The organism is Empedobacter sp. GD03739 (assembly GCF_029843245.1).
Classification (GTDB): Bacteria; Bacteroidota; Bacteroidia; order Flavobacteriales; family Weeksellaceae; genus Empedobacter; species Empedobacter falsenii_B.
The window spans coordinates 1-812 of record NZ_JAOCHX010000115.1 but is presented as its reverse complement, the minus strand read 5'-3'; the positions used below and the strand labels follow the sequence as shown (position 1 = coordinate 812).

The window sequence follows — 812 nt, the reverse complement described above, 5'->3', positions numbered from 1 at the left end:
ACCCGTTGTGCATTTTGATTACTAAAGAATAAAGTTGTTCATTTGATTGAAAATCAGTAAATTGCTTCAACTACAAAACATTTACAATGAACAACTTACTTGCAAATTACGAAAGAATATTGGAAGTTCTACGAAAAATATCAACAGATACACTTTTAATTTATCAACGTAGAAGACCTAAACTTTTTGATTTAGAACTCATCAGTCTTGTTTTAACAGCTGAATTTATGGGTATTGATAGTGAAAATCATTTATTTCGAAATCTTCCTAAAGCGCTAAGTTGTAAAATTGAGCGTAGTATTTACAATCGTAGAAAACGTAGATTATCAGAGCAAATTAATAGTATTCGACTTAAATTAGCGAAAGAATTTAATGAATTTGAAAATTGTTTTATTGTTGATAGTATGCCGTTGGAGGTGTGTAAAATAGCAAGAATTAATCGCTCTAAAATTTGCAAAGAACATCAGTATAGCGCACCAAATAGAGGTTTTTGTGCTTCTCAGCAAATGTCTTTTTATGGCTATAAACTTCATGCTGTTTGTTCTTTAAATGGTGTTTTCCAGAGTATTGATATCAGTCCCGCATCTGTTCATGATATTCATTTTTTGAAAGATATAAAATCTCAACTATCAGATTGTGTGCTACTTGGTGACAGAGGCTATTTGTCGCAAACAATTCAAATTGACTTATTTAATGAAGCTAATATTCGATTAGAAACACCGAAAAGATCCAATCAAAAAGAGTATAAACCTCAGTTTTATCCATTCAAAAAGTATCGAAAAAGAATTGAAACTTTATTTTCTCAACTATGC

1 protein-coding gene is annotated in these 812 nt (G+C 30.2%); it reads left to right on the top strand.

What is annotated here, in order from left to right:
• Window positions 1-86: 86 nt before the first annotated feature.
• Window positions 87-812, top strand: a 726-nt coding sequence (locus N5E64_RS15655; RefSeq protein ID WP_280038325.1) for an IS982 family transposase, incomplete at its 3' end; no start/stop codon positions are given.